The organism is Janibacter indicus, from assembly GCF_900176385.1.
In the GTDB taxonomy this organism is placed as follows: Bacteria; Actinomycetota; Actinomycetes; order Actinomycetales; family Dermatophilaceae; genus Janibacter; species Janibacter indicus.
The window spans coordinates 181,887-207,122 of record NZ_FWXN01000005.1; the positions used below are offsets into that span (position 1 = coordinate 181,887).

Consider the following 25,236-nt stretch of genomic DNA (forward strand, 5'->3'; position numbering starts at 1 on the left):
TGGATCACCTCACGAGGTCGAGGACGGGGGGCAGGAGGAGGAGCATCGCGCTGGACCACACGACGTGGGTGATCGTCGGCGCGAGGACGCCACCGGTGACCCGGCGCTGGGCGCCGGTGATCAACCCGAGGACGAGGGCGGCGAGGGCGAGGGCGAAGTTGCCCGTGGCCGCGGTCGCCGCGACGTAGACGACGGTCGTCACCGCGATCGGGTGCCACCGCTCGACGGCGGCGTACAGCGCCCCGCGGAAGAAGAGCTCCTCGCCGACGCCGGTGACGACGGTGACGACCCAGATCGGGCCGAGCGACCCGTAGCGGGCGTGGTCGAGCACGTCGTCGATGCGCGCCGCCACCCACGGGACCCGACCGACGACGAGGGCACCCACGACGAAGATCGCCACGGCGAGCAGCGCGAGCGCCACCGGCTGGACGACCGGCCGGGTTAGCCCGGCATCGCGGGTGTGCGCCCACCCGACGTGCAGCCGGCCCGCCGCCAGCGCGCCGACGACCCACACGGCGGCGAGCGCGAGCGCGCCGAGGTAGAAGGACTCGTCCCCCGGCTCGATCCGCAGGGTCAGCCCCAGGACGACCGAGCCCACGACGAGGGTCACGGCGACGACGACCCGGCGCCGCCGCACCTGCGCCGGGCTCTCCGACCGTTCGACCGGCACCGGGGTGACCAGGGCGGCCCGGGTGAAGTCCCGCAGCTCACGCGCCGGGTTGATCACGAGTCCCTCGCTGCGTCGTAGCGCGCCAGCGCCTCGCGTCGCTCCTCCGCGTGGTCAACGACCCGCTGCGGGTAGCCGTGCGCGTACCCCTCGTCGTGGTCCCACGGGGTGTGCGCCGTCGCGCCCGGCAGGTGCGCGAGCTCGGGCACCCAGCGGCGCACGTAGGCGCCGTCGGGGTCGAAGCGCTCCCCCTGCCGCACGGGGTTGAAGACACGGAAGTACGGCGCCGCGTCCGTCCCGGTGCCGGCAACCCACTGCCAGCCGTGGGAGTTGGAGGCGAGGTCGCCGTCGACGAGGTGGTCGAGGAAGTGCCGCGCCCCGACCGGCCACCACACGTGCAGGTCCTTGGTGAGGAAGCTCGCGACGACCATCCGCACCCGGTTGTGCATCCAGCCCTGCGCCGCGAGCTGGCGCATCCCCGCGTCGACGAAGGGGTACCCGGTCCGCCCCTCGCGCCAGGCCGCGACGAGCCGGTCGGTCTCCGGACCCTCGTCGTAGGGCAGGCCGGCGAGCACGTCACGCAGGTCCTGCCAGGCCGAGCCGGGGTGGTGCCAGAGCACGTCGGCGTAGAACTCGCGCCAGGCGAGCTCGGTGACGAAGCGCTGCGCGCCCTCGCCGTCGCCGTCGGGGTGCGCGGCGAGGTCGGCGAGCAGCGTGCGCGGGTGGATCTCGCCGTGGGTGAGGTGCACCGAGATCCGGCTCGTCGCGTCGAGGTCGGGTCGGTCACGAGCGGTGTCGTAGTCGGCGAGGTCGTCGTCGAGGAAGGCCCGCCACCGCTCCCGGGCGTCGTCCTCCCCCGCTGGTCCGTCGACCGCCTCCTCGTCGGCGGCGGCCAGCACCGCCGGGAGCCCGTCGTCGCCGAGGCCGTCGAGCTGCTCGGCGTCGACACGGCTCCACTCGACGTCAGGCCTTCCCGCAGGCTCCGGCCAGCCGTGGTCGCGCCAGGCCCGGGCGAAGGGAGTGAACACCTTGTAGGGGGTGCCCTCACCCGTGCGGACCAGGCCCGGCCCGACGGCACAGGGACTGCCGGTCGTCACCAGCTCGCGACCCGCAGCGGTGAGCTCGTCGGCGACCGCCGCGTCACGCTCGCGGCCCTCCGGCGTCGTGTCCCGGGTGACGTGCACCCGGTCCGCGCCCACCGCCTCCGCCGCCCGCGCCACGAGGTCCACCGGGTCGCCGACGCGCACGACGAGGGCGCCCCCGGTCGCCCGGTGCAGTGCGGCGAGCGAGCGTCGCAACCGCTGCGCCGGCGGGCGCTCGTCGTCCACCTGACCCGGTTCGAGCACGACGAGGGGCAGGACCTCCCCTTCGTCATGGGCAGCGAGGAGCGCCGGGTGGTCGGCCAGGCGCAGGTCCCGGCGAAACCACAGCACGCTCGTCATGCTCTGCCCGCCAGTCGTGACGACAGCGCCGTCCATGCGCGCACCGGCAGGAGGCGGGCGAGTTTCATCGTCACCGCCATGGGCCACGGGAAGACGATCTCGGGTCGGCCCGACTCGAGGCCGTCGGCGATCTCGCGCGCCGCCTCGTCGGCGTCGATGATGAAGGGCATGGGGAAGGAGTTGCTCTCCGTCATCTCCGTCCGGACGAAGCCGGGGCAGACCGTCGTGACGCGGACTCCCTTCGCGGACAAAGACGCTCGCATGGACTCCAGGAGGGTGATCTGGGCCGACTTCGTCGCGGCATAGGCCTCGGCCCCGGAGAGGCCGCGGTATCCGGCGACCGAGGCGACGCCCACGAGGTGACCGCTGCGTCGGGCGACCATGTCGGGCACGGTCGCGTCGACGACGTGCCCGAGACCGAGAAGGTTGACCTCGACGTGCCGGGCGAACTCCTCGGCCTGCCAGTCGGTCGCGTCGAAGGTGTGCCAGTAGCCGGCACACCACACGACCGTGTCGATGGGCCCGATGGTCTCGCCCACCTGCCGTGCCCCCTCGAGCACCGCGGCGTGGTCGGTCACGTCGACCGGGACGGTCGCGAAGCGCCCCCGGGACAGCTCGTCGAGCCGATCCGCCCGGCGCGCGCTCACGGCGACGATCGCTCCGCGCTCGTGCAGCTCCTCGGCGAGAGCCGCGCCGATGCCGCTCGACGCCCCGACGAGCCAGACCCGCTGCCCCACCAGGCTGCTCACAACAGCACCTCGCGCTCGAGGCGGATCTGCGCCACGTCGAGGTAGCCGGCGGCGAAGCCGGCCTCGCAGTAGGCGAGGTAGAACTCCCACGTGCGCCGGAAGGTCTCGTCGAAGCCCGCCGCGGAGATCGTCGGCCACTGCTCCAGGAAGCGCTCGCGCCACCGGCGCAGCGTCACCGCGTAGTCCTGGCCGAAGTGGTGCGCGCTCGTCACCCGCAGCGAGGTGTGCCGCTCGGTCGTCTCCTCGATCGCCCGGGTCGAGGGGATGAGCCCGCCGGGGAAGATGTGCTTCTGGATCCAGCCGTAGGACCGCCGGGTCGCGAGGTAGCGATCGTGCGACATGAGGATCGACTGGATCGCGGCCACCCCACCGGGGGCGAGCAGGTCGTCGATCGTCCGGAAGTAGGTCGGCCAGTACTCCTCGCCGACCGCCTCGATCATCTCGACGCTGACGATCGCGTCGAACTGCCCGGTCACCTCGCGGTAGTCCTGCAGCCGCACCTCGACCCGGTCGGCGAGCCCGGGGTCGGAGGCGTCGGCCGCGGCGATGCGCTGTAGCGCCAGGTCCGCCTGCTCGCCCGACAGCGTGATCGTCGTGACGTGCGCCCCCCGGCGGGCGGCGGCGATCGCCAGCGACCCCCAGCCGGTCCCGATCTCGAGGACCCGGGCGCCGGCCCGCACGTCCGCGGCGTCGAGCACGGCCTCGATCTTGGCGCGCTGCGCTTCGGCGAGGGTCTGCTCGGCCACCGGTCGGCGGTCGTCGAAGAGGGCCGAGCTGTAGCTGAGCGTCTCGTCGAGGAAGGCGGCGAAGAGCTCGTTGCTCAGGTCGTAGTGCGCCTCGATGTTGGACCGCGACCCGGAGAGCGTGTTGCGGGTGGCGGCGGGGATGCTCCGGTCGACGACCCGGCGCAGGCGGCTCAGCCCGGCGGGGATCATCGTCGTCATCCGCTCCGCGAAGGGCACGAGCGCGTCGGCGAGGTCTGTGCCCGGCGCGGCGTCCCAGTCGCCGGCCATGTAGCCCTCGCCGATCCCGATCTTCGGGTGGTGCGCCATCCGCTCGTAGAGCGCCGTCGGGCGCAGCATCCGCAGGGTCGGCGCGGCGGGGTCGTCGGCCGCGCCGCCGAGCGCGCGACCGTCGGGCAGGGTGACCCGGACCGGGACCCGGCCGAGCACCGTGGCGAGGATCGGGCGGGCCAGATGTGCGCGCACGCACCACGGTCGCAGGGAGGGCCGGCGCAGGCACAGCGGTCGGTCGAGTGCGGGGGCAGTCATCTCAGGTCCTCCTGGTGGTGGGGGCTGCGGGGCTGGACCGGCAGGCGCCTGGCCCACAGCCGGATCCCGTGGAGACGGATCAGGGCGGTGACCCGCCAGGTCATGAGCAGGTGGCGGCCGGCGGTGCGCCAGATCGCGCCGGCGGTCGCTGGCGTCGGCACACCGGTCGTCGTCGCGGTGATCACCCGCGTGCTGGCGCGGTCCAGGCCGACGGTCACGGTGACCCGCGCAGGGTCCAGGCGCAGGCTCACCGCGTAGTCGCCCTCGGTGTCGTTGAAGGGCGAGACGTAGAACTCCTTGGCCGTCCCGGCTCGCCCGCTCGCGTCGACGTCGAGCAGGTAGGCGTGCCGCTCGCCGTAGGTGTTGTGAACCTCGAGCACGGTGGCCCGTAGGTGGCCATCGGGAGCGAGGCACCAGTAGACGGTGAGCGGGTCGAAGACGTGCCCGAGGACGCGCGCGTGGGCGAGCATGACGACCCGGTCGGTGGGATCGAGGTCGACGCCCCGACGAGCGAGGAAGCGCTCGAGGTCGCCACGGATCCCGCCTCCTGCCGCGCCACCCGAGAGGTGGTCGCGCGCCTCGATGCGGGTGAGCAGCCGCAGCGGCCACCGGTGCCGCGGCAGGTCGGCGAGGTCGACGAGCCACTGGTAGTGGCGGTGGGTGAAGGCGTGCTCGACCGGGGTGCGGCGTCGGTGGCTGACCGTCCCGACGACGAGGCTCGGCAGGGTCGGCAGCGTGGTGAGCGTGGGCGCGGTGGTCACCACGACACCCCGAGACGCTGCGCGGCCTCGACGCCCGAGCGGCACCCGTCCTCGTGGAATCCCCAGCCCAGGTGCGCCCCCGCGAAGGCGAGCCGGTCACCGCCCGCCGTGCGCAGGCGCGCGGCGGCAGCGACCGCCTCGCGGGTGAAGACCGGGTGCGCGTAGTCCATCCGGGCGACGACACTCCCTTCGGCGAAGTCATCGGCAGAGTTGAGCGAGACGAGCAACTGGTCACCGGTCTCGTCGAAGCCCTGCAAGCGGTTCATCCAGTAGGTGACGCGGGGCCGGTCGGCGCCACCGCACGTGGCGCTGCGGTAGTTCCACGAGGCACGGGCCCGCGGCGCCGTCGGGAGCAGGCTGGCATCGCGGTGCAGCACCGTCGCGTTGCGGGAGTAGCGGATCGCGGCGAGGTCCTCCCTCTCCTGCAGAGTCGCGTCGGCGAGCAGGGCGAGCGCCTGGTCGGCGTGGGTCGCGACGACCGCCCGGTCGAAGGACGTAACCCCGGCGGCGGTGCGCACGTCGACGCCGTCGGGGTGTCGCGTCACGGAGGTGACCGGAGCACTGGTGCGCACCTCGCCCAGCCGCGCGGCGAGCGCGTCGACGTAGGTGGCCGATCCGCCGACCACGGTCCGCCACGTGGGCGAGCCGGAGACGCTGAGCATGCCGTGGTGCTCGAGGAAGGCGAAGAGGTGCCGGGCGGGGTAGTCGAGCGAGTCATCGTCCCCGGACGACCAGACGCAGGAGACGAGCGGCAGCGCGAAGTGCGCCACGAAGTACGACGAGAATCCGCCCGAGGCGAGGAACTCGCCCCACGTCGGGTCGTCCGGGGACCTCCCTTCCCCCGGTCCGTGCAGGAGCGCCCGTGCGGCCCGGTGGAAGCGCGGGATCTCCCAGAGCATCCGCACGAAGCGGGGGTCGGCCACCCGCCGGGGCTGCGCGAGCACCGCTGCGGCGCCACGCCCCCCGGCCCACGACAGGCCGCACCCGTCGCAGGTGATGGACATGCTCATCTCGGTCGGCCGAGTCGCGATGTCGAGCTCGCGGAAGAGCCGCAGAAGGTGGGGGTAGGTGCGCTCGTTGTGGACGATGAAGCCAGAGTCGACCCGGACCTCACCGGCGGCGGTGTCCACAGTGTGCGTGTGGGCGTGTCCTCCGAGGCGCTCGTCCGCCTCGAAGAGGGTGACGTCGTAGGACCGGGCGAGGATGTGGGCGGCGGTCAGGCCGGAGACCCCGCCGCCGATGATGGCTGCGGTGGGTCGAGAGGCTCGATCTCGGGGCTCGGTCACGTCGTGCGCTCCAACGGGGGACGAAGGGGGGACCTCACGGGTTCGTCGCCGAAGGGCCGCAAGGATTGTTCAACCTTTGTCCAAAAGGTAGGGTGAGATCTGTCCACATGTCAAACCTTTGTCCAAGGATGGTTTCGTCGTGAAGATCACCCGCACGATCCCCGCCCCCGACACTCCCCCGAGCGCCGTCTTCGCCTACCTCAGCGACTTCACCACGAGCGAGGAGTGGGACCCCGGCACGCTCGAGACGACCCTCGTCGAGGGTGACGGTGGCGTCGGCAGCCGCTACCGCAACCGGTCGGTCTTCAACGGACGCAAGACAGAGCTGACCTACGTCACCGTCGACCTGCAGCCGGACCGGCTCGTCGTCATGCGCGGGGAGAACTCGAGCGTCGTCGTGCACGACCGGATGTCGATCCGCCCGGGTGCCGGCGGGAGGGGTAGCGCGCTCGTCTACGAGGCCGACTTCCGCTTCAAGGGACTCGCCCGGCTGGCCACGCCGCTGCTCCGGCGTCCGCTGACGCGCCTGGGTGACGACGCCGAGCAGGCGCTCGCGCGGGTGCTGCCACGACTGTGACGGAGCCGGAGGCCCCCTGATGTACACGATCAAGCGCGCCGCCGAGCTGACCGGCGTCCCCGCCGCCACGCTGCGGGCCTGGGAGCGCCGCTACGACGTGGTCGAGCCGCAGCGCACCGACGCCGGATACCGCCTCTACGACGACGAGACGCTGGCGCGGCTGCGCACGATGGCCGAGCTCGTCGCCGACGGCTGGACAGCGAGCAATGCTGCGGCAGAGGCGGGCCGACGCCACAGCGGCACGGGGTCACCCTCCCCCGCACCATCGGCGCCCCCCGGCCCGCCCGCCCCCTCGCGGGCGGACGGCCCCCACGTCGAGGCTCCTCCGTCGCACCTCAGCACACCGCCTTCGTCCGGCGACGAGGCGACCCGGCGTCTGCTCGACGCCGCCGCTGCGATGGACCCGGCCGGGGTCGCCGCAGTTCTCGACGAGCGATTCGCCACCGGCTCCTTCGAGGCGGTCGTCGACGACTGGCTGATGCCCGCCCTCGTCGAGCTCGGCGAGGCGTGGGCCGACGGCCGGGTCACGGTCGCCGGCGAGCACCTCGTCGCGCACACCGTGCTGCGGCGGCTGGCTGCCGCCTACGACGCAGCTGCCAGCCGGACCGGTGGACCACGCGTGATCGTCGGCCTGCCCGCCGGGGCGCACCACGAGCTGGGCGTCTTCGCCTTCGCCGTGGCCCTGCGTCGGCTGGGCGTCGACGTCGTCTACCTGGGCGCCGACCTGCCGACCGACGCCTGGACCGCGGCTCTGACGGCCCACACCGCGCGGTGCGTGGTCATCGGCGTGCCGCGGCGCCCGGACGCTCGCACGGCCAGCACGCTCGCCACGACCCTGGCCGACCACCACGGGGTGACCGTCTGCGTCGGCGGCAGCCACCAGGACGACGTCGAGGCGGCCACCCGGCTCGGGCACGCCGTCGGGCCCGCCGCCGCGGAAGTGAGCCGGCTCCTGCGGGGCGGCCGCCGGCGCCCGGCCCCTGCGTAGACTCCGCAGGCCATGAGCACCCTGCAGACCCTCGACCGCGGCCTCGAGGCGATGGACGTCGTCGCCCGCCGCACGGACGGCATCTCACCCGCCGCGCTCGCCGACGAGCTCGGGGTGCACCGCGCCGGCTCCTACCGCATCCTCGCGACCCTCGAGCAGCGTCACCTCGTGACGAAGGGGGCCGACGGCCGCTACCGCCTCGGCAGCGGCGCCCTTGCCTACGCCGGCCGGTTCATGAGCCAGTACCGCCTCGCTGCCCAGCCGATCGTGCAGGAGCTCGCCGACCAGAGCGGGTGCACCGCCTTCGTCTCCATCGCCGACGGCGACGAGTCCGTCGCCATCGCCGTGGCCGAGCCGAGCGTCCGCGGGGCCATCGGCATCAGCTACCAGATCGGGACCCGCCATCCCTTGAGCTCGGGTGCCGACGGCATCGCGATCCTGGCCCAGCGACCGCCGCGACCCGACGACCCCGAGGCCGTGCAGACCGCTCGCGCCGACGGACACGCCCTCTCCGACGGACAGATCCAGCCCGGCGCACTCGGCCTGGCCATTGGCACCGGCAGCATCGCCGACGACGTCGAAGGCGCCGTCGGCGTCATCCGCCTGGGCCGTCCCGGCGACCTCGACGTGGCAACCCTGCTCCCCTTCGTCCAGCACGCTCGCGAGGCCGTCACCCACCTCTGAGACCCCGATCGGCGGTGGTCACGCGGCACCCACACCCGCTAGCCTGTGCGCTGAGCGCACACTCTGATCCGCTCTCCGCACAACGACGTGAAGGACAGCCCATGGCCCACTACCGCCAGGTCGGACCCGTGCCGGGCAAGCGGCACACCCTCTTCAAGGACGCCGACGGCCGGATCCTCTCCGAGGAGCTCATGGGCGAGGAGGGCTTCAGCTCCGACAGCTCGCTGCTCTACCACCGGCACATCCCGTCGAGCATCGTCGGGGCGCGGCCGTGGGAGCTGCCCGACCAGACGCTCACGCCCAACGAGCCGCTGCTCCCCCGGCACCTCAAGCTGCACGACCTCTTCACCGACGAGCAGGCCGCGACCACCGATGCGGTGACCGGGCGCCGGCTCGTCCTCGGCAACGGCGACGTGCGCATCTCCTACGCCCACGTCGGCCTCACCTCGCCGCTCTACAAGAACGCCATCGGGGACGAGTGCGTCTACGTCGAGCGCGGGTCGGCGCTGCTCGAGACGCAGTTCGGCGCGCTCGAGGTGGCCGAGGGCGACTACGCGATCATCCCCCGCGCGACGATTCACCGGTGGGTGCTGCGCGAGGGCGAGACCGCGCGCCTCTACGCCATCGAGGCGAGCAGCCACATCGCCCCGCCGAAGCGCTATCTCTCGCGCTACGGCCAGCTGCTCGAGCACGCGCCCTACTGCGAGCGCGACCTGCGCGGCCCGACGCAGCCGCTGCTCGTCGACGAGCAGGACGTCGACGTGCACATCAAGCACCGCGGGCGCGGCCCGAGCGGCATCACCGGCACGATCCACACGGTGCCCGAGCACCCCTTCGACGTCGTGGGCTGGGACGGGTGCCTCTACCCCTATGTCTTCAACATCCGCGACTACATGCCGATCACGGGCAAGGTGCACCAGCCGCCGCCGGTCCACCAGGTCTTCGAGGGCCACAACTTCGTCATCTGCAACTTCGTGCCGCGCAAGGTCGACTACCACGAGCTCGCCGTGCCCGTGCCGTACTACCACTCCAACGTCGACAGCGACGAGGTCATGTTCTACGTCGACGGCGACTACGAGGCGCGCAAGGGCTCGGGCATCGGCAAGGGCTCGATCTCGGTGCACCCCGGCGGGCACGCGCACGGCCCGCAGCCGGGCGCCGTCGAGGCGTCGCTCGGCGCGGAGTACTTCGACGAGACGGCCGTCATGGTCGACACCTTCCGCCCGCTCGACCTCGGCGAGGGCGGCGTGGCCGTCGACGACGGCATCTACGCGCGATCGTGGACCGGAGGGCGATGGGTGGGCGACGCATGAGCGCCGTGCCCGAGCAGTTCGTCGAGTTCTTCGACGACGCGGCGACCTTCCCGCCCGGGCTGGCGCCCGTCGCGCAGGCCGTGACCGATCACGTCGCGCGCCGCTCGACGCTCCTCGAGGGTGCTGTGGGTCCGGCCGTGCTGTCGCTGGCGGACCTGCCGGAGGCACGCCGGGTCGCGGCCGGCCTCGACCTCTCCGGTGGTCCGGTCGAGGTCTCCGTGGTCACCCCGGCGGGCCGGCTCCACGAGGCGCTCGACGTGGCGAAGGGGGTGACCCCCGAGCTGCAGGTCGTGGCCGTGGAGCTCAAGACGGCCCCCGACGACCGGTCGGTGTGGGAGGCCCAGATCGCCGAGGCCGCAGCGGTGACCGACCTGCCGGTCTACGTGGAGCTGACGGCAGCCCAGGTCTCGCAGGGCGCCCTCGACCTGCTGGCGGGGACCCCCCTTCGGCTGAAGTACCGGACGGGCGGGATCGAGGCGCACCTCTTCCCCACCCCGCAGGAGCTCGGCGACGTGCTCGTCGCCGCGGTGACCGCCGGGCTGCCCTTCAAGCTCACGGCGGGGCTGCACGAGGCGGTGCGCTACACCAACGCCGACACGGGCTTCACCCACCACGGCTTCCTCAACATCGCGCTGGCCACGCAGGCCGCGCGCGCCGGCGAAGACCGCGGGGTCGTCGCCGGCTGGCTCGCCGAGACCCACCCGGTGCGACTCGGCGAGGCCGTGGCCGCCTCCGACGGCGCCTGGCGCGCCTCCTTCACCAGCTTCGGCACGTGCAGCGTCGGCGAGCCCGCCGAGAGCCTGCACCGACTCGACCTCTTCCCCGCCCTCTGACGACAGGACGCTCCATGACGACTGCGGCACAACGACTTGCGACCGAGGGCTTCGGCCCCGACAACCTGCCCTACGGCTCCTTCTCCCCCGCCGGCGGTGAGCCGCGGCTGGGCGTGCGCCTCGGTGACGTGGCGATCTCGCTGCGTGACCTCGTGCCGGCCGTGGCCGGCGCGGGTGGCCCCGCGCTGGCGCTCGAGGTGGGCGACGCGGCGTCGGCGGACGACCTCGACACGCTGCTCGCCGCCGGCCACACGGTGTGGCAGCCGCTGCGCGCCTGGCTGCAGGAGGTCGTCACGACCGACGGGCTCGACGGCATCGTCGCGGCGGTGTCGACGCCGGTGTCCGAGGTGACGATGCACATGCCCTTCACCGTCGCCGACTACGTCGACTACTACGCGTCGGAGCAGCACGCGAGCAACATCGGGCGCATGTTTCGCCCCGACCAGGCGCCGCTCCTGCCCAACTGGAAGCACCTGCCCGTCGGCTACCACGGCCGCGCCGGCACCGTCGTGCCGTCGGGGACCGACGTGCCGCGGCCCAAGGGGCTGCGGCCCGAGGAGGGCGGGACCCCGAGCTTCGGTCCGTCGCGCCGACTCGACATCGAGGCCGAGATGGGCTTCGTGGTCGGCGGGTCCGCACCCGACGGCGAGGTGTCCGTCGCGCGGGCCGCGGCCGAGCACCTCTTCGGTGTCGTGCTCTTCAACGACTGGTCGGCGCGCGACATCCAGGGCTTCGAGTACGTGCCGCTCGGCCCCTACCTCGGCAAGTCCTTCGCCTCGTCGATCTCGCTGTGGGTCGTGCCGTGGGACGCGCTGGCCGCCGCCCGAGTCGCCCCGCCGGCGCGTGAGCACGCCCTCGCGGAGTACCTCGACGACACGGGCCGGGACTGGGCCCTCGACATCACGATGGAGGTCGAGCTCGACGGCGAGGTCGTCTCGCACCCGCCCTACCGCACGATGTACTGGACCGCGCCGCAGATGGTCGCGCACATGAGCGTCAACGGCGCCTCGCTCCGGCCCGGTGACTTCTTCGGGTCCGGCACCGTCTCGGGTGACGAGCGCGACCAGCGCGGCTCCTTCATGGAGCTGTCGTGGGGCGGCAAGGAGCCGCTCGTGCTCGCCGACGGACGCGAGCAGCGCTTCCTCGAGGACGGTCAGACCGTCGTGCTGCGCGGCCACGCGCCCGGCGCCGACGGGTCGGTCATCGACCTCGGCGAGTGCGTGGGGACAATCCTGCCGGCGAGGTGACGGCGGGGGCGTCTAGATTGACGCGGTGACCACCACCGAGCGCCTGCACGTGCGTCTGATCAAGCGCGACCTCGAGGCCGAGGCCGAGCTGCCCGACGACGTGCAGCGCAACGTGCCGGGCAACACCCTTCGCCTGGTCGGGGCCAACGCCCTGCAGTCCTCCGGCGACCAGATGGTCAACGCCTCGACGGTCCTGCCATGGCTCTTCCACGCCATCGGTGTGCCGGCGGCGCTCACCGGCGCCCTCGTGCCGATCCGCGAGTCCGGATCGATGCTCCCCCAGGCCTTCCTCACCCCCCTCGTCATCAAGGTCCGCCAGCGCAAGCTCGTCACGCTCGTCGGCGCCCTCGTCCAGGCCCTGTCCGTCGCCGTCATGGCCGTCACCGCCGCGATCGGCAGCGGGCTCGCCGCGGGCCTGACGATCATCGTCGCGCTCGCGGTGTTCTCCCTCGGCCGCTGCCTCACGTCGATCGCCTCCAAGGACGTGCAGGCCAGGACGGTGCCGAAGGGAGAGCGCGGCCAGATCAACGGCCTCGCCACGACCGCCTCCGGTCTCGTCGCCATCACCCTCGGCCTCGCCGTTCGCGCCCTCGGCGAAGGCCTCGACGCGCAGACGCTCGCCGCGATCCTCGGCATCGGGTCGGTGCTGTGGGTGCTCGTGGCGCTCGTGTGGTGGAGCGTGCACGAGCCGGTGGATGCCCCTTCGGGACGGTCGCAGAGCGACCTCCTCAGGGACCGGGGCGAGGGTGAAGAGGAGCAGGACAACTGGTTCGCGCAGACGCTCACCCTGCTGCGCGAGGACGCGACCTTCCGCTCCTTCGTCACGGTCCGCAGCTTCCTGCTCGTCTCCTCGCTCAGCCCGCCCTTCATCGTCACCCTCGCGGTGCAGGCGGGGGCGCCGGCGCTCACCGGCCTTGGTGGCTTCATCATCGCCTCGGGTCTGGCCGCGCTCCTCGGCGGACGAATCTTCGGACGCATGGCCGACCGCTCGAGCAAGCGCCTGATGACGACCGGCGCTGCTCTGGCCTCCCTCGTGCTGCTCGTCCTCGTGCTGCTCGACACGTTCCTCGACCTCGACGGCGACAGCCTGGCGACCTATGCGATCTTCGTCGCCGCCTACTTCCTCGTGACGATGCTGCACACCGGCGTGCGCGTCGGGCGCAAGACCTATGTCGTCGACATGGCCGAAGGTGACCAGCGCACGACCTATGTCGCCGTCTCCAATTCCGCGATGGGCGTCGTCCTGCTACTCGTCGGCGCGATCAGCTCGGCCATCGCCGGCTTCGGCGTCATCTGGGCACTGCTCTTCCTCGCGGGTCTCGGCGTCCTGGGTGTCGTCACCTCCCGCCGCCTGCCCGAGGTCGAAGGCCTGGCGTGACGTCCCCCGGCGGCGTGCGCATGGCCTCCCCGCAGGGCCGCCTGCTGCTGGTGATGACGATCCTCGGGTCCGGCATGGCGGGTATCGACGCGACGATCGTGGGCGTCGCCCTGCCGCAGATCGGGCGCTCCTTCGACTCCCCCTTCGCCACCCTGCAGTGGGTCGTGACCGGCTATGCGCTCACCCTGGCGGCCTTCATCCTCCTCGGCGGCTTGCTCGGTGACCGGCTCGGCCGCCAGCGGGTCTTCGTGCTGGGCGTCGCATGGTTCACCGCTGCCTCGCTCGCATGCGGGCTCGCGCCCACCGCCTGGACTCTCGTCGCCTCTCGGGTCGTGCAGGGCGTCGGCGGCGCCCTGCTCACGCCCGCGAGCCTCGCGCTCCTCCAGTCGATGATCGTCCGCGAGGACCGGGCACGAGCCATCGGTGCGTGGGCTGGTCTGGGCGGCGTCGCGATGGCGGTCGGGCCCTTCGTCGGTGGCTGGCTCGTCGACGTCGCGTCGTGGCGCTGGGTCTTCCTCATCAATCTGCCGATCGCTGCGGTCACGCTGGCCATCGCGGCACGCCTGCCGAGGCCCGCACCGACGGACCGGTCGCAGCAGGCCCCCCTCGACATCATCGGCGCGGGGCTGGGTGTCGTCGCGCTCGCCGGCACGACCTATGCCCTCACCGCTGCAGGCGAAGGGGGACTTCCCCCCTTCGCCGTCGTGGCCGCGGTGGTCGGGGTCGTCGCCGCGGTCGCCTTCGTCGCCCACGAGCACCGCACGGCGGCGCCGATGCTGCCGCTCGGGATCTTCCGGTCACGCACCTTCTCCACCGTCACCGTCGTGACCTTCCTCGTCTACGGCGGGATGGGCGTGGTCTTCCTGCTGCTCGTCGTGCAGCTGCAGGTCGTCGCCGGCTGGTCACCGCTCGCGTCCGGCGTCGCCGCGCTGCCCACAACCCTGCTCATGATGGTCGGCTCGAGCCGCGCGGGCGCCCTCGGCGAGCGCATCGGGCCGCGCCTGCCGATGTCCGTCGGGCCGATCGTCATGGCCCTCGGGATCGTCCTGCTGCTGCGCACCGGGCCGACCACCGACTACGTGCTCGACGTGCTGCCGGGGGTCGTCGTCTTCGGTCTCGGCCTGACCCTGATGGTCGCGCCGCTCACCGCCACGGCCCTGTCGAGCGCGCCCGACGAGCACGCCGGTCTCGCGTCCGGCATCAACAACGCCGTCGCCCGCGCCGGGGGTCTGCTCGGCGTCGCGGCAGTGCCACCGCTGGCCGGGCTCACCGGACGTGTCGTCGAGGACCCGGCCGCCTTCGACGCCGGATTTCGCACCGCGATGCTCGCCTGCGCCGTCGTCATCGCCGGCGGCGGGTTGCTCGCCGGAGCCGCCCTGCGGGACCGTACCGTGGAGCGGTGACTGGTAACACGCGCGACATCGAGGCCGGCGTCCACCGCGACTTCCGGGAGGAGATGTCCTACGGTTCCTACCTGGCACTCGACACCCTGCTCGACGCCCAGCGGCCGATGAGCGAGCACCACGACGAGATGCTCTTCATCGTCCAGCACCAGACGTCGGAGCTGTGGCTCAAGCTCGTGCTGCACGAGACGCGTTCTGCCATGGCGCTGCTCGCCGCCGACGAGATGCGCATGGCGCTCAAGCGGATCGCGCGGGTCAAGCACATCCAGCGCACGCTCACCGACCAGTGGTCGGTGCTCGCGACCCTCACGCCGACGGAGTACCAGGAGTTCCGGCCCTTCCTCGGGCACGCGTCGGGCTTCCAGTCCTGGCAGTACCGCGCGGTCGAGTTCGCCCTCGGCAACAAGCACGCCGGCATGCTTCCGGTCCATGCCAGCGACCCCGAGGCGCACGCCGTGCTCAGCGAGCTGCTCGAGGCGCCGAGCCTCTACGACGAGTTCCTCCGCCACCTCTCCCGCCGCGGCTACCCGATCCCCCAGCGGGTCCTCGAGCGGGACGTCACCACGGCCCACGAGCTGGACCCCGAGCTCACCGCGGTGCTCACCGACATCTACCGCGACGCCGAGCAGCACTGGGACGTCTACGAAGCCTGCGAGGAGCTCGTCGACCTCGAGGACAACTTCCAGCTGTGGCGCTTCCGCCACCTCAAGACGGTGCAGCGCACCATCGGCATGAAGACGGGCACCGGCGGCTCCTCCGGCGTCGGGTTCCTCCAGCGAGCGCTCGACCTGACCTTCTTCCCCGAGCTCTTCGCCGTGCGGACGGAGATCGGGGCATGAGCGGCGCGGCAGCGGCGCTGCGGGACACGGCGACTCGGCTCGACGCGGCGGACCCCCTTCGCCACACGCGGGACCTCTACCTCCCTTCGCCAGGGCTCGTCGCCTATCTCGACGGCAACTCGCTGGGGCGCCCCCTTCGCGCCACCGCGGAACGGATCGCCGACCTCGTCGCCGGTGCCTGGGGCACCCGGCTCATCCGGTCGTGGGACGAGCAGTGGATGGACCTGCCGCTGCGGCTCGGCGACCGCATCGGCGAGGTCTGCCTCGGCGCGGCGCCCGGCCAGACCGCCGTCGGCGACTCCACGACGGTGATGCTCTACAAGCTGTTGCGCGCGGCCGTGGCCGCGGCCGGGCCGCAGCGTCCCGAGGTCGTCCTCGACACCGAGAACTTCCCGACCGATCGCTATGTGGCAGAAGGCATCGCGGCCGAGACCGGCGCCGAGCTCGTGTGGCTCGAGCCGGACCCGGCGAAGGGGGTCACCCCCGACCTCGTCGCCGGCGCCCTGACCGGTCGCACCGGTGTCGTCCTGCTCTCCCACGTCGCCTACAAGTCCGCGTGGATCGCCGACCTGCCGGAGATCACCCGGCTCGCCCACGAGGCCGGTGCCCTCGTGCTCTGGGACCTGTGCCACTCCGTCGGCGTCGTCCCCAGCGACCTCGATGCGCACGCGGTCGACCTCGCCGTGGGGTGCACCTACAAGTTCCTCGGTGGTGGGCCGGGGGCACCCGCCTTCGGATACGTCGCGGCACACCACCAGGAGCGGCTGCGGCAGCCGATCCAGGGGTGGATGGGCCACGCCGAGCCCTTTGCCATGGGACCGGGCTACGCGCCGGGCGCCGGCATGCGCGGCTTCATCTCCGGCACTCCCCCGGTGCTCGGCATGGTCGGCATCGAGGACACCGTCGACCTCATCGAGTCGGTGGGGCTGGATGCGGTGCGGGACAAAGCCGCTCGGCTAGGGCGCTTCGTCATCGAGTCGGTCGACGGGCTGCTCGGCGACCACGGCGTGCGGGTGGCCTCCCCACTCGACGACGAGCTGCGGGGCGGGCACGTGACATTGGCCCACCCGCGCTTCCGCGAGGTCTACCGCGTGCTGTGGGACCGCGATGTGGTGCCGGACTTCCGCGAACCCGACGGGATCCGGCTCGGCCTGTCGCCGCTCAGCACGAGCTACGGCGAGACGGCCGAGGCGCTCGTCATGGTCGACGAGGTGCTGCGCGCCGGGTGATCGCGGCGAGCACCGACGGCCAGTGCGGCGAGCGCGGGTCGACGACGTCGAAGTGGTCCGCTCCGGGGAGCACGCTGCGCTCCCACCCCGCCGACTGGCGGAGGGGGACGGTCGCGTCGGCGTCCCCGTGCAGGATCGTGATGCCCTGTGCCGCAGCGTCATTGTTGCTTTGTGGAGGCATTGCCTCCCGCAGGCGAAGGGGGTCGAGGCGGGCGTAGAGCTCGGGAGCCTGCGCAGGCGTGGCGCCGATCCAGTCGCGCACGGCGTCGGTGCCGAGGCGGTCGTCGACGGCCGCGTCGAGGTCGGCGACGGGGGCCAGGGCGACGACGGGGACCGGGGGCAGCGTGGGCGTGAGCGCGCGCCACAGCACCAGGGTGCCGCCGGCGCTGTGGCCGATCCAGGCGGCGACGTCGTGGCCGTCGCCTCGCAGGAGCGCGTCGAGGGCGGCCAGGTCGGCGGTCGTCGCCTCGGGATCGCCCGGCACGCGGCGGTACTCGGCCAGGGCCACGCGCCAGCCGGCTGCCACGAGCGCGCGCGCCATGGGTCGGGCGTGGGTGCGGTCGACGCCGGGGCGGAAGTAGCCGCCGTGGACGACGACGAGGGTGCGGGAGGCGGCGTGTGAAGCGCCGTCTGGGGCGGTGCCGTCGGGGGCGGTGCCCGTCGGCGGCTCGTGGATCTCGACCACCTGGTCCGGCAGGTCGCCGTAGGCGAGCAGGGGCACCGGTTCGACGGGGTGAGGCGGGCCCCCTTCGCCTTGGAGGCGGGTGAGGGTCGCGTCCTCGGTCTCGTCGTCGACAGCCACGGCCTCACCCTCCCACGCGGCGCTCGGGTCGTGGAGGGGATTGTCGGTGGTGGCACGTACGGTCATGGATCAGGGGAACGGCAGGTGTGGGATGGCCGCCGGACGAGATGCCGAAGGGGGTTGAACTCTCGAACACATGTTCGATAGAGTGGGGTCATGGGACAAGCATCGACGCTTGAGACGCGACTGGCGGACCACGTGTCCGCGATCGACCTCATGCGTCTTCGTCGCCCCATCGAGATGCCCCCTCCGTCGCTGGACACCCTGATGCGACAGGCCCAGCACCAGGTGGGCCAGATGATGCAGGCGCTCGTCGAGCGACCCGATGACCTGACCGACCTGCGCGGGCACATCGGTGAGGTCGAGCGGCTCTCCCGCCGGGTCGATGCGCTCAAGCTGAGGCTGACCGCGCGGGCCGCGAGCACCGGTGCGACCGGTGTGGCCGGGCACACCGACACGGGGTCGTGGTTGGCCGGCGCGACCGGCAGCGACCGCACCACGTCGGCCAGCGACGCGATGCTGGCCGAGGCGATGGGTGATGCCGAGCGCGCTGCTGCCGACGACGCAGGAGACGCAGCGGGTGGCTCGGGAGACGCCGGGGGCGGTCCGGGCGCAGCCGGCGACCCGGGAGACCCGGGAGACGCGGGAGACGCGGGAGACGCAGCGAAGGATCGCAGCCGCGCCGGACGTGGGCCGCGCCTGACCCTCACGGCTGCCGCTCTCGACGCGGGCACGATCAGCGCCGCCCACGCCAAGGTCATCCTGCGCGGCCTCGACGACCTGCCCGAGGGGGTCACGACCGACCAGCGCCGGTCCTGCGAGGCCGAGCTGCTGCGGCTGGCGGCCAACCGCTCCCCGAGTCAGTTGCGACGTGCGGCGCGTCGGGTGCTCGAGACCTACGAGCCTGACGAGGCCGTCGTCGACCAGCACGAGGACGACCTCGTGGCCCGCGAGGAGGAGGCGGCCCGCGAGCGCGCCGCCTTCTGGGTCAAGGACAACCGCGACGGCACGATGACCGGGCAGTTCACCGTGCCCTGGGTCTCCGGGATGATGCTCAAGAAGGTCATCGATGCCATGACCGCACCGCGCCGCCGAGCGACCGACGGGCCGGGCGATGCCGACGAGTCGGGCGGTGCCGATGGGTCGGGCGGCGTTGGCGGGTCTAACAGAGCTGCGGAGCAGCTCTCCCCCACCGACCGCAGCCTCGACTGGCAGCACCGACGAGGCCTGGCCTTCGCCGACCTGCTGATGCGCATCCCCACCGACCACCTCCACTCCAAGGTGTCGGCGACCATGCTCATCACGACCCGGGTCGACGACCTGCTCGCCGGCCTGCTCGACGAGGGGCTCGTCCCCGCGGGCACCCGAGTCGGCTCGACCGATGTCCACGACGTCATCAGCGCCGGCACGGCGCGACGACTCGCCTGCGGCGCGGGCCTGCTGCCGACGGTTCTCGACGGCGACTCGATCCCGATCGACCTGGGGCGGCAGCGCCGCCTCTTCACCGACAACCAGCGGATGGCCCTGGCCACTCGCTACGACGAGTGCGCCGCCGAGGGCTGCGACCGGCCCTTCGCGTGGACCGAGATCCACCACCTCCGGCCGTGGGAGGCCGGCGGGCTCACCGACCTCGACAATGCCGCACCCCTGTGCGGCACCCATCACCACATGATCGACAGCGCGCTGTGGCGCCATGTCGTCACACGACTGGGCAACGGCACCGTCTCGCTCGCCTTCCACCGGAGGACGTAGACGCTCCTGCACCGCCCGGCCGATCCGAGGTCGTCCCGACCGTGACTGCGCACTCGACCCGACCGCCGTACTGTGGTCCCATGCCGCACGTGGTGCCGGTCGTGGTCCGGCTCGGGTACTTCCTCGCCCACGCTTCGGTCCTGTTCGTGCTCGGGTACACCGTGATCGACCGGGCCGGGGTCCCGGCGCTCGTGGGAGTGCTCGGCCTCGTGCTCGGGTCCGGGGCAGCCTTCGTCTGGGCTGCGCTCGATGCCTGGTGGGGCCAGTCGCTCCGTGTCGCCCTGGCCCGCTGGGCGGTGGTCTCGTGCACCTACGGCCTGGTGCTCTTCGCCCTCCCCGTGACGATCGGGTACGCCCTGGGCGGCGTGGAAGCCAAGATCTGGAGCTCGCCGACCTCGGGCATCACCCTCTTCGGCGTCATGGCGTTCGGGCTCACGCTCATGCTCCTCGCCGTCCCTGCCGGCTTGGGCATCGCTGCCGGAGGGATCGTCCGGGCGCTCGGCGCGGACTCGACCGCACAGCCGCGCACGACCGCGGGCTGATCCCCTCGCCCCCGCACTCACGCTCACGGCGCGGCTCAGCCGGGGGCGACCTCGTCACCCACGCGGATCTCCCCTTCGCCCATCGGGACCAGTCGGGTACCGAACCACGTCTTGCCGTCCCACCGGCGGTGCTGCGACAGCGTCCGGATGGGTTCCTTGCCCGTCGCGAGCGTCACGGGGTCGATGGTCGTCATGACACAGCGATCGCACACCTCAGCGGTCCGGAAGCCGAGGTCACCGATGCGCACCGTGGGCCAGCCGTCCTCCGCGAAGGGCTCGTCACCGTCGATGACGACATTGGGTCGGAAGCGCACCATGCTCAGCGGCTCCGGTGGCGCGTCGTCCTGCTCGGCCATCCACTCCTGGAGCCGGGCCAGCGACACCTCGGTGGTCATGAGGAGCGGCCCGGCATCGGCCAGCGACAGCGTGTCGCCCTCGAGCCCGCCGTGGGCGCCCGAGACGCGGCGCACCGACGGGTCCTCCTGCCACACCAGACGCAGCGGTCGACCGATGTGGTCGCTGATCCACTCGCTGACATCTTGGTCGGCGGGCACCGCGAAGCCCTGACGCGAATGGCTCACCGGCACGGGCGGCAGCCCCAGGGGGATATCGACGAGGATCGACTCCTCGCCGTCGTGGATGCGGATCGTCTCCTCGTCGACCTGCTCGGCGCGCAGTCGCAGCAGCGAGTGCTCGTCCCGGGCGGTGACCTTCTCGCCGCTCGGGTCGACCAGACCCCACCGACGGTCGCCCTCGATCCCCCAGGGCTCGACCCGTGCTGACTCGACGTCCGAGCCGCCGAGGGACTTGACCGGGTAGAGCCGCAGCTGGGTGACGCGCATGCCCCCGATCGTACGAGCCCCGAGCTCACGCCCGGCGGGCGTGCTCCGCGGCCAGCAGGTCGAAGAGCTCCGTCGGCGAGGCGGCGATCGTCGGCGAGAGGGTGCGGGTCTCCCCGGAGGTCAGGCGCAGCGTCACCGCGGGACGCGAGGCGACCTCGTCGCGCTCGACGGCGGCGATCTCCTGCCACCCGATCCAGGCCGACCCCGCGTCACGCAGCCACACGCCGCGCGTGCCGCTCACCCGCAGCTCGAGCGCGGGCCGGATCAGCCGCCACACGGCCACCGGGATCCCCACTGCGCCGAAGAAGACGAGCAGGGCCACACCGAGCATGCGCAGCAGTCCCTGACCGCCACCCACGAGGCACTGGCCGATGACTGCGAAGCCCACGCAGAACATCAGCACGAAGACCATGCCCGTGCGCACGGTCCGGAACTCCAGCTCGTCGCCGCGGGACAATCGTGAGGCGTGGTCGGTGCTCATGGGGGACATCGTCCCCCACGTGTGTCAGGCCCCGATCGGCACGTCGTCTGTGCTGATCTCCTCGGCCCCGGGCACGCCGTCCGGCAGGTGGGTGTCGCCGGCGCGCCGAAGCGCGAACCAGCCGCCGAAGAAGGCCGCGAACATCCCCCCGTCGGCATCCTTGACCTCGATCTGGACGCAGTGACCCGACTGGACGCGGAAGGCGACGGCCCCCGACGTCGTCAGCCCGTCCTTGAGGTAGAGCACGTGCTTGCCGGACGGGATGTCGAACTGCACCGACGAAGCGCTCCCGTCGAGGACTCCCAGCTCGACGCCGCCGAGCATGACCCGCTTGCCCGCCAGGTGCTCCGGACTGATCGTGCCGGTCCTGATCTCGACTGCTGCGCCCATGGGGGACCTCCTGGTGTCGGTGGGACCCGGTCGGGCAACCAGGCCCTCTGCCCCCATGATGCTCCGGCCGCCTGTGAGATGTCTGCACCATGACACCTGTCATTACGTACTCGTGACATCAGGGGATGGTGGCCGGTACCCGCTGCCCGGGAATGTTGAGCCATGACCACGACGACGAGCCCGACGACGGGCGCCACCACCTCCACCGCCGAGGGTGTGCGCCTCGAGGGCGTGACCAAGAGCTTCCGCTCCCGCGGCGAGACCGTACGCGCCGTGGCCGGTGTCGACCTGGCGGTCTCGCCCGGTGAGGTCGTCGCCGTGCTGGGGCCCAACGGGGCCGGCAAGACGACGACCCTCGACATGGTGCTCGGGCTGACCGAGCCGACGACCGGCCGGATCACCTCCTTCGGCTCCTCCCCGCGCCGCGCCGTGCACGAAGGGAGGGTCTCGGCCGTGCTGCAGACCGGCGGCCTGCTGCGCGACCTCACCGCCCGCGAGACGGTGCGCTACGTCGCCTCGACCTTCGCCCGGCACGAGCCGGTCGAGGAGGTCCTCGAGCGGGCCGGGCTGGCGGACAAGGCGAACCGACGGGTCTCGAAGCTGTCCGGCGGCGAGCAGCAGCGGCTGCGCTTCGCCCTGGCCCTGCTGCCCGACCCCGACCTGCTGATCCTCGACGAGCCCACGGCAGGAATGGACGTCGGTGCCCGACGGGACTTCTGGCGCACCATGCACGAGGACGCCGGGCACGGGCGCACGATCCTCTTCGCCACGCACTACCTCGAGGAGGCCGACAACTTCGCCGACCGCATCGTGATGATGGCCGGCGGACGGGTGGTCGCCGACGGCACCACCGAGGAGATCCGGGCCCGCGCGAGCGGTCGTACGGTGAGCGCCGACGTCCGCAGGGGTGACGTCGACGCCACCGTCGATCGCTTGCGCGGGCTGCCGGGGGTCAGCTCGGTCACCACGGCGGGAGCCCGCATCACGGCGGTCGGCGAGGACTCCGACGCGCTGGCTCGGCTGCTGCTGACGGATCTCGGGGGCAGCAACCTCGAGGTCACGACCGCCTCGCTCGACGCGGCCTTCCTCGCGATCACGGGCGATGCCTTCGACGAGACCACCGACACCCAGGACGACACCGAGGAGACCCGATGAACCCCACGATCATCAGCCTGGAGCTCAAGCGCCTGGCGCGCGACTATGTCGGACTGTTCTTCATCGCGGTCCTTCCGGCCTTCATGTACGTCGTCTTCGGCGCGGCCCAGACCTTCGCCCAGGAGGACATCGGGCGCGGCAACGTGGCGCTGTACATCATGATCTCGATGGCGGTCTACGGCGCCGTCACCGCGACGGTCTCCGTCGGCGGGTCCTCGGCGGTCGAGCGCATGCAGGGCTGGGGGCGACAGCTGGGGCTGACCCCCCTTCGCGATGCGTCGTACGTCGGGGCCAAGGCACTCGTCGCCATGGTCGTCGCGTGCATCCCGATCGGCCTGATCTACGCCATCGGCTCCGCCACCGGCGCGAAGGGAGATGCCTGGGTCTGGTTGGCGACCGCCGGCATCACTCTCTTCGGCGCGTGCCTCTTCGCGCTCTACGGGCTGGTCTTCGGGCTCGCCTTCAAGTCGGAGTCGGCCGTCGGTGCGGCGAGCGGGTCGCTGGTGATCTTCGCCTTCCTCGGCAACATCTTCATCCCGCTGTCGGGGGTCATGCTGACCATCGCGAAGTTCACCCCGCTCTACGGCATCGTCTCGCTGGCCCGGTACCCGCTGACCGAGGGTTACTCGGTCGACATGGACGGCAACCTCTCCCACGAGGCCCTCTGGGTGCCGCTCGTTAACGTGGGCGTGTGGACGCTGATCCTCGCTCTCCTGACGGTCTACCTCGTGCGCCGAGGTCGGGACCGGCAGTGACCGACACCTCCGGCGCCGGCCACCTCGCGGACGACCTGTCCGCCGAGGTGGTCGACCCGTGGGCCCGCCACGGGTGGCTGCTGGCGGCCGTGTGGCTGGTCTTCCTGCTCTTCCCGGCCAACGAGGTCGCGCAGGTGACCGCCGACCGCCCGCTCCTGCGGGTGGCCGGCTGGGGCCTGCTCGTCCTCTTCGCCGCGGTCTACATCACGGCCTTCATCCACGCCCAGATGGGCGTGCACGGCTGCTGGACCCGGGTCCGGCGCTGGTGGGCCTTCGGGGGCTTCGCCGCGATGGTGGCCTGCATGGGCTTGCTGTCCCTGATCATCGGGCTCGAGGTCTTCGGGATGAGCGCCTTCCTCGCGAGCCTGGCCGCCTTCGGCTGGCCGCGGCGATGGGCGGCGCCCGGGGTGCTCGCCGTCGGGCTGGGGACGATCCTCGTCCTGCTCTTCACCAACGACCTGCGCGAGCTGTGGCCCCTCCTCTTCATCCCGATGCTCATCGGCGGGTTCGGGCTGCTCCTGCGGCGGATGATGGAGGGGGACGAGCGCAGGGAGGAGATGCAGCGGACCCTGGCGGTCGCTGCCGAGCGCGACCGGGTGGCCCGCGACGTCCACGACGTCCTCGGCCACTCGCTCACCGTCGTCTCGCTCAAGGCGGACCTGGCCGAGCGACTCGTCGACCGCGACCCCGAGCGCGCCAAGGCCGAGATCGCAGCGATCCGCTCCCTGACCCGGCAGTCCCTCGCCGAGATCCGCGCGACCGTCGCCGGTCTGCGGGTGACCCGTCTGGCGGACGAGCGCGACACCGCCGTCGAGGCCCTGCGCGACGCGGGGATCGAGGCCTCCGTCCCGGCCGACGTCGACGTCGTCGACCCGGCCCACCGCATCACGGTGGCGTGGGCCCTGCGGGAGACCACGACCAATGTCATCCGCCACAGCGGGGCCCGGCGCGCCGACATCGCCTGGGGGCCGACCTGGCTCGAGGTCGTCGACGACGGACGCGGTCTGCGAGGGCGCCGCGAGGGCAACGGACTGACCGGGCTGCGCGAGCGGCTCGCCCGCGTCGGGGGGACCCTCGACGTCACCGAAGGCATCCCGGGCCCGCACGGCCCGGGCACGAGAGTGAGAGTGGAACTGCCGTGATCACCCTGCTGCTGGCCGACGACCAGGCCCTCGTGCGTGGCGCCATGGCCGCACTGCTCGGGCTCGAGGAGGACCTCGAGGTGGTCGCGGAGGTCGGCTCGGGCGACGAGGTGCTCGCGGCTGCCCGCCGGACCCGCCCCGACGTCGCCGTCCTCGACGTGGAGATGCCCGGTCTCGACGGCATCTCCGCCGCGGCGCAGCTGACGAGCGAGCTCCCCGGCACGCGGGTGCTCATCGTCACGACCTTCGGGCGGCCGGGCTACCTGCGGCGGGCCCTGGAGGCCGGCGCCAGCGGCTTCGTCGTCAAGGACACCCCGTCTGACGAGCTGGCCGAAGCGGTGCGCACCGTGGCGAAGGGAGGTCGCGTCGTCGACCCCTCCCTCGCCACCGAGGTCGTCGTCGGCGGGCCCAACCCGCTCACCGACCGCGAGCGCGAGGTGCTCGCCGTCGCCCTCGACGGGCGCTCGGCCGCTGACATCGCGGCCCGGGTCCACCTCTCCCCCGGCACCGTGCGCAACCACCTGTCCTCCGCCATCGGCAAGACGGGCACGAGCAACCGGGTCGAAGCCGCCCGCCGCGCCCAGGACCTCGGCTGGCTCTGAGCCGGCCCGCCCGCACGGTCTACCCGTGGGTCACAATGGCCGGGGCGTCCCCCTTCGCCGGGAGCACCGCCCGCCGTCCGCACCAGCCGTCCAACCGTCCAACCGT

At 72.5% G+C, this 25,236-nt stretch carries 26 protein-coding genes; 16 read left to right on the top strand and 10 right to left on the bottom strand.

The genetic code is table 11. The annotated features are described in order from the left end of the window. Positions 1–4: 4 nt before the first annotated feature. From B9B60_RS07550 to B9B60_RS07575, 6 genes are read right to left on the bottom strand one after another with little or no spacing between them, the layout of a single operon-like run. Complete coding sequence (locus B9B60_RS07550; protein ID WP_084450592.1) at positions 5–727, bottom strand: CPBP family glutamic-type intramembrane protease; 723 nt, start codon at positions 725–727, stop codon at positions 5–7. Next, positions 724–2,109 (bottom strand): cryptochrome/photolyase family protein, encoded by a 1,386-nt coding sequence (locus B9B60_RS07555; protein ID WP_084450756.1) that lies wholly within the window; start codon positions 2,107–2,109, stop codon positions 724–726. Before B9B60_RS07555 ends, B9B60_RS07550 begins: the two co-directional genes overlap by 4 nt. Next, positions 2,106–2,858, bottom strand: a complete 753-nt coding sequence (locus B9B60_RS07560) for an SDR family NAD(P)-dependent oxidoreductase (protein WP_084450593.1) — start codon at positions 2,856–2,858, stop codon at positions 2,106–2,108. Before B9B60_RS07560 ends, B9B60_RS07555 begins: the two co-directional genes overlap by 4 nt. Beyond that, entirely contained in the window at positions 2,855–4,129 is a 1,275-nt protein-coding gene (locus tag B9B60_RS07565; protein ID WP_084450595.1) for an SAM-dependent methyltransferase, read from the bottom strand. The genes B9B60_RS07560 and B9B60_RS07565 overlap by 4 nt, the downstream gene beginning before the upstream one ends. Continuing rightward, entirely contained in the window at positions 4,126–4,890 is a 765-nt protein-coding gene (locus B9B60_RS07570) for a DUF1365 domain-containing protein (RefSeq protein ID WP_234993784.1), read from the bottom strand. The genes B9B60_RS07565 and B9B60_RS07570 overlap by 4 nt, the downstream gene beginning before the upstream one ends. Beyond that, complete coding sequence (locus B9B60_RS07575; protein ID WP_200811182.1) at positions 4,887–6,176, bottom strand: NAD(P)/FAD-dependent oxidoreductase; 1,290 nt, start codon at positions 6,174–6,176, stop codon at positions 4,887–4,889. Before B9B60_RS07575 ends, B9B60_RS07570 begins: the two co-directional genes overlap by 4 nt. Before the next feature lie 139 nt (positions 6,177–6,315). Between B9B60_RS07575 and B9B60_RS07580 the strand changes: the two genes are divergently transcribed. The 10 genes from B9B60_RS07580 to B9B60_RS07625 all read left to right on the top strand — a co-directional run bounded on the left by B9B60_RS07580 (position 6,316) and on the right by B9B60_RS07625 (position 16,667). Beyond that, a complete protein-coding gene (locus B9B60_RS07580; RefSeq protein WP_084450599.1) occupies positions 6,316–6,753 on the top strand; it encodes an SRPBCC family protein in 438 nt (145 codons plus the stop codon). Positions 6,754–6,772: 19 nt separating this feature from the next. Next, positions 6,773–7,741: a MerR family transcriptional regulator gene (locus B9B60_RS07585; RefSeq protein ID WP_084450601.1), complete on the top strand. Its 969-nt coding sequence runs from the start codon at positions 6,773–6,775 to the stop codon at positions 7,739–7,741. A gap of 12 nt (positions 7,742–7,753) precedes the next feature. Next, positions 7,754–8,425, top strand: coding sequence for an IclR family transcriptional regulator (locus B9B60_RS07590; protein ID WP_084450603.1), 672 nt, complete (start codon positions 7,754–7,756; stop codon positions 8,423–8,425). A gap of 101 nt (positions 8,426–8,526) precedes the next feature. After that, entirely contained in the window at positions 8,527–9,738 is a 1,212-nt protein-coding gene (locus B9B60_RS07595; protein ID WP_084450605.1) for a homogentisate 1,2-dioxygenase, read from the top strand. Then, entirely contained in the window at positions 9,735–10,571 is an 837-nt protein-coding gene (locus B9B60_RS07600) for a hypothetical protein (RefSeq protein ID WP_234993785.1), read from the top strand. Before B9B60_RS07595 ends, B9B60_RS07600 begins: the two co-directional genes overlap by 4 nt. 14 nt (positions 10,572–10,585) lie before the next feature. Beyond that, positions 10,586–11,818 (top strand): fumarylacetoacetase, encoded by a 1,233-nt coding sequence (gene fahA, locus B9B60_RS07605; protein ID WP_084450608.1) that lies wholly within the window; start codon positions 10,586–10,588, stop codon positions 11,816–11,818. A 25-nt stretch (positions 11,819–11,843) separates the two neighbouring features. Further along, entirely contained in the window at positions 11,844–13,196 is a 1,353-nt protein-coding gene (locus tag B9B60_RS07610; protein WP_084450609.1) for an MFS transporter, read from the top strand. Beyond that, positions 13,193–14,599: an MFS transporter gene (locus B9B60_RS07615; RefSeq protein WP_084450610.1), complete on the top strand. Its 1,407-nt coding sequence runs from the start codon at positions 13,193–13,195 to the stop codon at positions 14,597–14,599. The genes B9B60_RS07610 and B9B60_RS07615 overlap by 4 nt, the downstream gene beginning before the upstream one ends. Beyond that, a complete protein-coding gene (kynA, locus tag B9B60_RS07620; protein WP_084450611.1) occupies positions 14,596–15,438 on the top strand; it encodes a tryptophan 2,3-dioxygenase in 843 nt (280 codons plus the stop codon). Before B9B60_RS07615 ends, kynA begins: the two co-directional genes overlap by 4 nt. Beyond that, complete coding sequence (locus tag B9B60_RS07625; RefSeq protein WP_084450612.1) at positions 15,435–16,667, top strand: kynureninase; 1,233 nt, start codon at positions 15,435–15,437, stop codon at positions 16,665–16,667. The genes kynA and B9B60_RS07625 overlap by 4 nt, the downstream gene beginning before the upstream one ends. Here B9B60_RS07625 and B9B60_RS07630 read toward each other — a convergent pair. After that, entirely contained in the window at positions 16,636–17,535 is a 900-nt protein-coding gene (locus tag B9B60_RS07630; RefSeq protein WP_084450614.1) for an alpha/beta hydrolase family protein, read from the bottom strand. The two genes, B9B60_RS07625 and B9B60_RS07630, sit on opposite strands and share 32 nt — an antisense overlap. Before the next feature lie 90 nt (positions 17,536–17,625). Between B9B60_RS07630 and B9B60_RS07635 the strand changes: the two genes are divergently transcribed. Together B9B60_RS07635 and B9B60_RS07640 are read left to right on the top strand one after the other, a co-directional pair. Continuing rightward, positions 17,626–19,221 (top strand): HNH endonuclease signature motif containing protein, encoded by a 1,596-nt coding sequence (locus tag B9B60_RS07635; RefSeq protein ID WP_084450616.1) that lies wholly within the window; start codon positions 17,626–17,628, stop codon positions 19,219–19,221. Positions 19,222–19,301: 80 nt separating this feature from the next. Next, complete coding sequence (locus B9B60_RS07640) at positions 19,302–19,763, top strand: hypothetical protein (protein ID WP_084450618.1); 462 nt, start codon at positions 19,302–19,304, stop codon at positions 19,761–19,763. Between the two features lie 35 nt (positions 19,764–19,798). On the opposite strand, the gene B9B60_RS07645 is transcribed toward B9B60_RS07640, so the two are convergent. From B9B60_RS07645 to B9B60_RS07655, 3 genes are read right to left on the bottom strand one after another with little or no spacing between them, the layout of a single operon-like run. Then, complete coding sequence (locus B9B60_RS07645) at positions 19,799–20,605, bottom strand: MOSC domain-containing protein (RefSeq protein ID WP_084450620.1); 807 nt, start codon at positions 20,603–20,605, stop codon at positions 19,799–19,801. Positions 20,606–20,630: 25 nt separating this feature from the next. Next, positions 20,631–21,086: a hypothetical protein gene (locus B9B60_RS07650; protein WP_084450621.1), complete on the bottom strand. Its 456-nt coding sequence runs from the start codon at positions 21,084–21,086 to the stop codon at positions 20,631–20,633. Positions 21,087–21,110: 24 nt separating this feature from the next. Next, on the bottom strand, positions 21,111–21,476 hold the full coding sequence (locus tag B9B60_RS07655) for a hypothetical protein (RefSeq protein ID WP_084450623.1): 366 nt from the start codon (positions 21,474–21,476) through the stop codon (positions 21,111–21,113). Positions 21,477–21,638: 162 nt separating this feature from the next. Between B9B60_RS07655 and B9B60_RS07660 the strand changes: the two genes are divergently transcribed. From B9B60_RS07660 to B9B60_RS07675, 4 genes are read left to right on the top strand one after another with little or no spacing between them, the layout of a single operon-like run. Beyond that, a complete protein-coding gene (locus B9B60_RS07660) occupies positions 21,639–22,631 on the top strand; it encodes an ABC transporter ATP-binding protein (RefSeq protein WP_084450625.1) in 993 nt (330 codons plus the stop codon). Then, positions 22,628–23,386, top strand: coding sequence for an ABC transporter permease (locus B9B60_RS07665; protein ID WP_084450627.1), 759 nt, complete (start codon positions 22,628–22,630; stop codon positions 23,384–23,386). Before B9B60_RS07660 ends, B9B60_RS07665 begins: the two co-directional genes overlap by 4 nt. Next, on the top strand, positions 23,383–24,528 hold the full coding sequence (locus B9B60_RS07670) for a sensor histidine kinase (protein WP_084450629.1): 1,146 nt from the start codon (positions 23,383–23,385) through the stop codon (positions 24,526–24,528). Before B9B60_RS07665 ends, B9B60_RS07670 begins: the two co-directional genes overlap by 4 nt. Further along, the gene (locus tag B9B60_RS07675; protein WP_084450630.1) at positions 24,525–25,130 is read left to right on the top strand and encodes a response regulator transcription factor; all 606 of its coding nucleotides are present in this window, start codon (positions 24,525–24,527) and stop codon (positions 25,128–25,130) included. The genes B9B60_RS07670 and B9B60_RS07675 overlap by 4 nt, the downstream gene beginning before the upstream one ends. Positions 25,131–25,236: the final 106 nt, after the last annotated feature.